6 protein-coding genes and 1 pseudogene are annotated in these 8,441 nt (G+C 57.9%); 4 read left to right on the top strand and 3 right to left on the bottom strand.

The genetic code is table 11. The features are described 5' to 3' along the window. Window positions 1-312: 312 nt before the first annotated feature. Entirely contained in the window at window positions 313-861 is a 549-nt protein-coding gene (locus EOA32_RS29200; protein ID WP_245499417.1) for a GNAT family N-acetyltransferase, read from the bottom strand. 521 nt (window positions 862-1,382) lie between these two features. Here EOA32_RS29200 and EOA32_RS29195 point away from each other — a divergent pair. Beyond that, the gene (locus EOA32_RS29195) at window positions 1,383-4,598 is read left to right on the top strand and encodes a tetratricopeptide repeat protein (protein ID WP_128373561.1); all 3,216 of its coding nucleotides are present in this window, start codon (window positions 1,383-1,385) and stop codon (window positions 4,596-4,598) included. 361 nt (window positions 4,599-4,959) lie between these two features. Here the strand turns inward: EOA32_RS29195 and EOA32_RS29190 are convergent, their stop codons facing one another. Continuing rightward, window positions 4,960-5,475, bottom strand: coding sequence for a hypothetical protein (locus EOA32_RS29190; RefSeq protein WP_348632238.1), 516 nt, complete (start codon window positions 5,473-5,475; stop codon window positions 4,960-4,962). Between the two features lie 250 nt (window positions 5,476-5,725). Between EOA32_RS29190 and EOA32_RS29185 the strand changes: the two genes are divergently transcribed. Next, window positions 5,726-6,301 (top strand): TetR/AcrR family transcriptional regulator, encoded by a 576-nt coding sequence (locus tag EOA32_RS29185; RefSeq protein WP_189407453.1) that lies wholly within the window; start codon window positions 5,726-5,728, stop codon window positions 6,299-6,301. A gap of 83 nt (window positions 6,302-6,384) precedes the next feature. Here the strand turns inward: EOA32_RS29185 and EOA32_RS29180 are convergent, their stop codons facing one another. Continuing rightward, the gene (locus EOA32_RS29180) at window positions 6,385-7,212 is read right to left on the bottom strand and encodes a hypothetical protein (RefSeq protein WP_128373559.1); all 828 of its coding nucleotides are present in this window, start codon (window positions 7,210-7,212) and stop codon (window positions 6,385-6,387) included. Between the two features lie 156 nt (window positions 7,213-7,368). On the opposite strand from EOA32_RS29180, the gene EOA32_RS29175 reads away from it, so the two are divergent. Next, window positions 7,369-7,722: a hypothetical protein gene (locus EOA32_RS29175; RefSeq protein WP_128373558.1), complete on the top strand. Its 354-nt coding sequence runs from the start codon at window positions 7,369-7,371 to the stop codon at window positions 7,720-7,722. A gap of 460 nt (window positions 7,723-8,182) precedes the next feature. Next, window positions 8,183-8,441, top strand: a pseudogene (locus EOA32_RS29170) (copper oxidase); the annotation flags it as partial.

The following is an 8,441-nucleotide window of genomic DNA, read 5'->3' as shown; positions in this document are numbered from 1 at the left end:
GCGAACCGGCTCTTCATCATTGGACTTAAGCGTAAGCTCTGAAATCGTCATGTGTCGAAGCCCTTAAAGGCTCCGAACATCGTTCCTCACGGTCACGCGCGAAAGGTGCTGTCAGAACAGCGCTTACCCCGCATCGCAGACATGCCGCAGAACCGGCTCGCCGAACTCCTGCCGTGGAGTTGGCGCCAATCCACCATCACCGCAAAAGCAGCCTGACCGGAGCCCTCGCCGGATGGTTTACATCGTATGGGGCCATCCGACCGGTGCATCGCTGCCGCACCTGGGCGAGGGCTGATCGAGAAGGCGACGGAGCTACCTCGCCAGAGGGGCTTCCATGAAGATGAGATGATTGCGCAGTTCAGGAGGTGCTTCGTAGTAGGGCGCGATCTCCTGGAATCCGAGAGAGCGATAGAGGCTTAGCGCCTGATCGTGGTTGCGGCCGGTATCCAGTCGCATGGTGGTGTAGCCCCGTTCAGCAGCCATGCGCACGATGTTTTCGGCGAGACGGCGGCCCAGCCCTAAGCCTCGGCCCTCAGAGCTGATGAACATGCGCTTCATCTCGCATGTGTGTTCGTCGATTCGCTGCATCATCACACAGCCGACCACCCTTCCGTTCAGGCGGGCAACAAGGATCTCCCCATCTGGAGCCGAGTGGATCCTGGGGAGGCTGTCCAGGAGTGCGGCCCATTGTTCTGGCGTGTAGTAGCGGTCGACGAACCAAGCGTTCTCGCCATAGCGCGACCGGCACCAGTCGATGAAGCCGTTGCACAAGGCCCGAATGGCAGGGAAGTCGTCAGGTCTGGCTGGGCCGATCTCCGAGTTCTGTTCCACCTCTGCGGCCAACTCACCAACTCTGCTCAAGTTGCAATCAACTGTAGTCGAAGAGGGTCTTGTTGACAATCTGCCAGCGCCCCTCGGCAAGGGGGTCCCGCCTGTTTCTGTTGATTAGGTGCAATTGGCACCTACTACCCACACTGCCATCCAAGTCACAAAGTAGCTGTGCATTCAGCTTACGACCATCCCCGCGTCAAAGCATAGCGCGTCCACCGCGGCCTACGCCGGATGGTTACGCTTATCTGCGCGAAAAGCAAAAGCTGTCGCATGAGGCTCGAGGTCCTAGCTTTCGAAGCATAGATTAGCGCTTAGTGTATCGAGGTCAGCAGCTCTGGCCCAGTTCGGCGATCGACGGCCACTGAAATGCCCTGGAAGGGGCCGGAAGGAACGACTGCTTCTTGTTTGAGCCAGGCGTAAAGGACAGTACGAGAGTTATCCACATCGAAAACAAGGTATTTCGACGGGAAAGCTGCTAAACTGGCGACTAACCGCCTATCTATATCTCGATGAGGGGCAAACCTGACACTGGCGATAGTAACGACGACGGCATGCGTATCGGAATGTCGCCGTCGGCATTCATGCGCCGTCTCCGACCGGAATACTATTCGGACACAAGCGACAGATCGGCCTATGTGCTCGATGTCCCAACTTTGGGATTTCAGCTCGACACGATCACGGACCGCAATCAGACGCAAGATTTTGAACTGTTTTGCCGCAAGCTTTGCGAGCGGGTGATATGTCCGAACCTTCGGCCCCAGACCGGGCCGGAAGGAGGCGGCGATAGCAAAGTCGATAGCGAGACCTACCCTGTCAGCGAAGAAATTAGCCAGACTTACATCGGCGATCTCAAGGCAGCCAACGAGCGGTGGGCCTTCGCGTTCAGCGCTAAGAAGACGTGGGCCGACAAAGTCCGCAAAGATGTGCAGGGTATAATTGACACTGGACGGAAGTACGATCGGATCGTCTGCGTAACCAGTCGTCCTGCACGATCCAAAGATAGAGCACGTCTGGAAGACGAACTGCTTGCCAAGCATGGCATTCCCGTCACGATTCATGACCGTTCGTGGATTTGCAAGGAGATCATCGAGGGCGACCGCAAGGATATCGCCTACAACTACCTTGGTGTCGGCCAAGAAAGCCCAAACCGCCTTCGCCTCGGCCCTACCGACTACTCAAGAACCCAACAGCTCGAGGATGCGGAAGCTGCGCTAGCCGACCCTGAAGCGTTCGTTGGGTTGGAGATTCAACGTGCATCGGAAGCGCTGATTGCCGCGAAAGTATCCCGTGGCTTGGAGAAGCCGCGCACTGAAACAGATGGTCGATTTCTCAGGGCGATCAGACTCGCGAAAGACGGGGGGACATTCCGGCAAAGGGTGGAGAGCACCTACGAATACCTCTGGACTGCTATTTGGTGGTACGATGATCTCGCCCTTGCGAATGACTCCTACGATGAGCTTGCAGCTCTCGTGCTGCCGTCAAGGTCCGCCGCCAATCTCGAATTTCTTTGCAATCTGATGCAGGCGTTTTGTAGTGCCATTACGCACCGGCATATGACGCGCGAAGCGTGCAAGTTTGACGAGCGGGCGGCTGCCCTGATCGCAGCGCTTGAACAGATGGCAGATGATCGCGAACGACCGAACAACAACGTTGAAGCCCGAGTTTCGATCCTGCTCCTGAAGTTGAATCTCGAATTGCTGGATGGAAACCGTGACGCTCTTCCAGAGATATGGAAATCGTACTCTCAGGTTTTGGTCGACGCGCGGGGCCTCAGCGAATTCAACGCGGAGCGTTTCATCAAGCTCGTCGACGTGACAGGAATGATTGCGGGCTCAGACCCATCATATGGCCAGTTGGTTGAAGACCTTGTGGCCTTCGTATCGGAGCGGAAAAGCGAGGGAGAAGGCGCTCTGATTCTCCTTGCGCGGGCGAGACAGCTTGATCTCTCGAAGCATTTCGAAATCCTCCGGCTTGCAGGCAAGGCGGTACTTCTACTCAGCAAGCGGGAATATGCCGACAGCCTCGCTGAGGCTCTTCGACTGCTGACTATGGCGTACAGAAGTTCGGGCCTGCTTTGGGCAGCCCGCGCGAGCTGCATCTTCCTCGCGTCTTCACTTGCAATAGAAGGCGAGGAAGACAGTCAGGTGCCGGTCGCATTTATCCCGTCGATGAAAGTGTTTGCGTGGATTTCACTGGAACTCCGGTGCGTCCCCGATTTTCTAAGTGCCCTTATCCTGTTGAATGGGGCCCTTCGGTCCCTGCCATTGACCGACGAATCCAAGGAGATCCTCCACAAAGATATTCGAGAGCTGGAATACGCGTTCGCCTGCCAGATCTTGAATCTCGATGATGATCAATTGGCCAGGCTACAGGACCTTCCAGACGTGCTTCAGGGAATGGGTTTGATGATGGCGAGAACAGCCTTGCTCTTCTCGCTCGGCTACCGTGATCTTCTACGGAGGGATGGCAGCCTCCGGCCCGAAGAAGACGACGAGGGCGTGAACAGGTTGCTGTCGATTCTGATGAGCCAGCCCGTAGGCAAGTCAATCGCTGGCCCGCTCATCCTGAACGACCACTCTGCCGAAACACTAGCCACCACGATAATGGGAATGCAGATCGAGATAGCTACCCTCGGGAGCGAGAGCAGTTCTCTAGTAGCCCAGACCGTGATCGGAGCGTTAGAGGCCTTTTTTGCAACTGCTCTTGATGCCGATCTGGTCCCGCATACGGAAAAGGTAGTCATTGATCTCCAGTTTACCAATGAAATCGTCGTTCCGGGTTTCACGTTGGAAACCAAGTCGATGAGAGGCACGCTTCGTTGGCCGACGGAATTTTCTTTGCCCAGCTTCGATCACCAGCGCGCCCTTCAAGACTTGCTGATCAAAGTGGCTTCGAAGATCCTCGTCGCAGCATTCATCATTAAGCGTCCCGAAGAATTCATCGAGCAGCTTATTGTCGACGAGGCAGTGATGAACCGCACGACGATGGTTGCCGTGAGCCCAAATAGTTATCACCGCGTTCTGGATGAACATATTGGATCGATCGCGAGGTGGAAAAGGGAAGCCCATCGTACATATCCGGCAGGTGAGAGACCTCGCTTGTCGCGGATTGATTTGCCCCACGATGAAGACGACGAGGGCACGGAGGAGCCCGCCGCTGGAGCGGAAGACCGAGCGCCTCCAAGGCCTCCCGAGGTTAAAGACCACCGGAAGATGGGGGTCAAATCTGTGATTGATATTCATTCTTGGGACGAGGCCGTTTGGAGAGGAACTGCGTATGTGCAGTTCGATCCGAGGGTTCCGCCGGCAATGGCATTGATGTTCGAGGATCGCGACGCCGCGAGTAGCATCTTCGAGCGCTGGCGTGAGCGCGTTGGTGAAGCCGACAAAGAGGAACTAATCAGAGTTTCTGTTATCCGCAACCTGCCGCAGCAGCCGTCGTCGCACTATACGGTGATGATCACCGCCAATCCGGATAAGAGCGAATTCAACGAACGGGACATTATGGTAGTTTCATCGCGAATGATGACAATGCAGCCCGATAACGATGTGAATCTCGAACGTTTTCTGAAATCATTCGGGCAAGCAAAAGCCTATCTGCTTATGCCGGCGGTTCTCAACAAGAAGGGCGAGCCCGAGTTTCTTACCGACTTACACATTTTGAAGCAGGTGCTGGTGGTGCGTTCGGCCGATGAGATTGGCGAACACGACATAGATAGAATGGCGCTGCGCAGCCATCTCGCCCCGCCGAGACAGCCAAGAAACTAGCACTCGGTTGACCCTAGCTACTTGTCTGGTTCCTCACGAACGTTCCGAGTAGCCACTCAATTCAAGCCTTTCCCAGAAATTCGGCACATCGACCGTGAGGAAGCCGTGATCGTCGGCTTCCAGCATCGTTTTCGCCGCCGACAGCGCGAATATGTGGGCTGGAATTGTCGTTATGGTGGTAGAGGACAAAAGGCGAATTACGCGCGAGTCGGAGTGTCCGCTTGCGTTCAGAGATAAAACACTATCTGCAAGACAAGATGCGGCGCAAAGCAGCCGAAAATCGGACGATCATGTTCGACTGCGTTCAACGTTGTTGATCCTAATGCCTACGCTGTGCGCATCGGCCAAGAGCACGATGCATTCATGCCAGCCACCTGGACTGGACTTCGACTGCCCGGACGCCATAGCGCGTCATGCCGCGCGGCTTGAAGATCGAGAGTATGGTCGCGATGACGAGTACCACCGCACCGCCGGCAGCATGCAGAACCATAGCGAACCGGCCACCCGTTGCTGCCGCAAGCGTGCCGTTCGCCGCAGCGGATGCGAGCTGCGAAATTGTGGGGGTCTGTATCAGCAGGACAATCAGCGCGATCACCGTCAGCACCAACTTCACGATCACCCAATAATAGCGAAACAGCCCCCACGGTGTGCCGAGAGACTGAACGACTCCGACCGTAAGGGTTGTCGCGGCCAAGGGGACGATAACCCCCCAGGTCAGGGCCGGCATGACCATATATGCGGAGCGCTGGGCCTCAGCATCACCGCTGAGCCCGAGGATAGCGAGCGCGAGGAAGGTCGCCACTGCTCCCAGAAACCCTACGCTGGAAATAACATGCAGCAGGAGCACCAGTTTGCGCAGTGGTGCATTGAAGATCACGCTAGTGCACCACGCCCATGTGCTGCCACGGACCGTGACCGCTGAGTGCCGCAATTCCGACGATCACGAGCAAGGCGAGACCCACCCACAAGAACGCTTTCACCCAACCGGGCATGCCTGCTGCTGTGCGCTTGCTATTCGCCATCTGGTCAGGTCCACCGTTCGTAATTGTCATTTATCGAGACATAATGTCTCTGAGTCAAGATGATATGTCTCGACACCGCCTGACGCCTGTGAAATGACTGCCCCCATGCCTAAGCTCTGGAACGACACGATCGAAGCCCACCGCGACGCCGTCGCCACTACCATCGTGAACAAGACCGCCGAGTTGGCCGCGGCCGAGGGCCTGCACAACCTCACAATGGCCCGTATCGCCAAGGAAACCGGCATAGGTCGCGCCACCCTCTATAAGTACTTCAGTGAGGTTGAGCAGATCCTGGTTGCTTGGCACGCTCGGGAGGTCAGCACTCACCTTGCCGCGTTGGAACAGGCCCGGGCAAAGGCGGCCGGCCCGCTTGCCGCCCTCAAAGCTGTTCTGCTCGCCTATGCCGAGAACGCTCGCCATGGCCATGGTCAAACGTTTGCCGCGCTGCTCCATTCGATGCCGCATGCCAGACAGGCGTATGCTCGGGTCGAGGCGATGGTCGCAGAACTGATGGCAGAGGCCATAAAGGCCGGTGAAATTGAAGATGCCTCGCCGGCGGCTGAACTCGCGAGGTACGCGCTGGCCGCCCTTGTGGCGGCCCAGCAGGCGCGGTCAAAGCCGAAGCTCGAACGTCTGTTGCGAATGATCCTTCGCGGGTTGGGTTCGCGCTCGGGCAGCTGAAGCGCGTCGCGCTAAAAGCGAATTCAGGCGACGCGCTTTAAGGTCTTCACTTTCCTCCGAACCGTGCCTGGACGGTGTGCCCGTCAGCCAGCGTCGCCGACACGACGACCTTTGCGTCCGCCCCCAACGGCTGGGCGAATGCCCCGACGAGCCTGTTGGGCTCCTCGGGCGTTAGCTGCACGCTGCGGCGCATCCCCGGCAGGCAGCAGGGTCGAGGCTTCACCATGATCGTGGCCTTCATGGCCAAATGCAAAGGCAGCGGTCGCCATCAGCACGACAAGAACGAGCCCTGCGGTGGGGGCGGCCCGACGTCCTTTTCGCGCCATCAAGCCCGCGAGGAACCCGAAACCAAGAAAGCCGCCAGCCAGCAGTTGAAGACGGTCGACTTCGAAATCGCCCAGGGCCAGTTTCTCCGGGATCATGCTCTCCAAGCCACGCCCCTGCGGGCGCGACTGATCCGCCTGGGCTGGGCTTTTGCGGGGCAGCTCGATCGATCCGATAAGCAGATCATCGCCGGAGGGATGTGCTACTGAAAAGACCAGCTCCAGTGGGCCCTGAGACAGGAACTTCTCGGATTGCAGAACATAAATGCCGGCGTCGACTTCCTTTGCTGCCATCTCGGCGTCGCCGCCGACGATAACCGAGATTTTCGCACCCGGAACGGGCTGGTTGGTATCGAAACGGTCGAGGAAGATCGAGAGCTTGTCACCCTCGAGTATGCCAGCCAGTTCATAAGCCGGAGACTGAACGCTGACGCGCGGCTTGGCGGCGGAAGCAGCGATGGCGGGCTGTTTGCCGTGGTCGTGTCCTTCATGCGCCAAGAGCGGCGATGAAAGAAGCATAAGCAGGCCTACGGCAGCACAAAGGGGGTGAAAGCCGCATAGGCCGCCAAAGAGCGAAGAAATGGTCATGTTCAGAAGCCAGCAGTTTTTGAACGTCGAGGCCTGTCGGCCGGGCGAAGATCAGACTGCTCAGGTTCTGGGGGGCCTCTCGGGGCCTGCCGTGGGTATGCTGGGACGGCTGCGATAAGCAGCCGGAACAATCAGGCTCGCCGCTAGAAGCCTTGGATGGCGCACCTCGCAACCTTCGAAGCCCGCGTACCCGAGGCAAAGGCCAGCACAGCAAAGCACTCCGCCGTGAGCCAGGCGCTCCGTACCCTCGGCGTGATCCGGTTGCTGCTCACCCCCACCGTCATCCGCCGAACTTTCGTCGGCATCTTTCGCGACGTCGTGCGAAGGATCGAAGTGCTTCGAATGCGAGTGAGCAACCGTCCCGCTCGCGCAATCCGAAATCAGTTCATGCGAATGGGAACTTCCGGCGGCACTCATCTGCAGCAGGGCAAGGGTGATGAGCGCGAAGATGAACTTCGACGCGATCCCCTTAATTTCCCCGCTGCTTGTGCACCTAAAGATTGGCCCTGATCTGTGCTTCCCGACGTGTCGCTTGTATCGATTATGCGGCGGAATTGAGGGCGACCATAGATGAAATCTAGCTTAGCTCGCTTGCGGCAGGCTGACGCATCCTAAACGAGAGAGGCGGCACGACGCTGCAAGGCAACAGCTTTGGTATGTAAAGATATAGGGCGGATGCCGTTGCGACCCACCCTGTAGCCGGGATCAGCCGGCCATTTTCCGGCATGACTCAGGGCACGCGCGGCAGACGTTGGCGCGCCGGAAAGCGCGGCTGAAAAGAAAGCCGCCAGGCCTTCGGAGGACGACCGATGCGTTGCGCCCGCACACTCTGGAAGCCTGATTTCAGTGCAGGCCCAACGACGGGCGTGACGGCAAGTTCCAGCGCGGACGGTGGATCGCAATGGCTCCGGCTGCGTTCACCGGCAGAGTACAACCAGCCGTTTCATCGAACAATCCGAGAGGCCGGATCATGTTCATCCAACCGATCGACTATTTTCTTGTTGTCTGGTTCGCGCTCTCCCTGGCCTCGACGCTCTATGTCGGCTTCGACCAGTATCGCAACAATCCCGAGCCGGTAGTGATGAAATGGGGGTTCATCCTTGTGACGCTCTATATGGGCCCGCTCGGGCTGCTGCTCTATGTGCTCGCCGACAAGGAACCGCGCCCGGGCGAGCATGAGGCCTTCACAAAACCCCTTTGGAAGCAGGGCGTCGGCTCGACCATCCATT

This window comes from Mesorhizobium sp. M1A.F.Ca.ET.072.01.1.1 (assembly GCF_004023325.1).
Lineage (GTDB): Bacteria > Pseudomonadota > Alphaproteobacteria > Rhizobiales > Rhizobiaceae > Mesorhizobium.
The sequence above is the reverse complement of the archived record's forward strand: the minus strand, read 5'-3'. Positions and strand labels throughout refer to the sequence as shown.

Bases quoted from the DNA above. Each gene is read 5' to 3' on its own strand.
- EOA32_RS29175 (WP_128373558.1), top strand. From the start codon at position 7,369: ATGGCGCACCTCGCAACCTTCGAAGCCCGCGTACCCGAGGCAAAGGCC.
- EOA32_RS29195 (WP_128373561.1), top strand. From the start codon at position 1,383: ATGCGTATCGGAATGTCGCCGTCGGCATTCATGCGCCGTCTCCGACCG.
- EOA32_RS29185 (WP_189407453.1), top strand. From the start codon at position 5,726: ATGCCTAAGCTCTGGAACGACACGATCGAAGCCCACCGCGACGCCGTC.
- EOA32_RS29180 (WP_128373559.1), bottom strand. From the start codon at position 7,212: ATGACCATTTCTTCGCTCTTTGGCGGCCTATGCGGCTTTCACCCCCTT.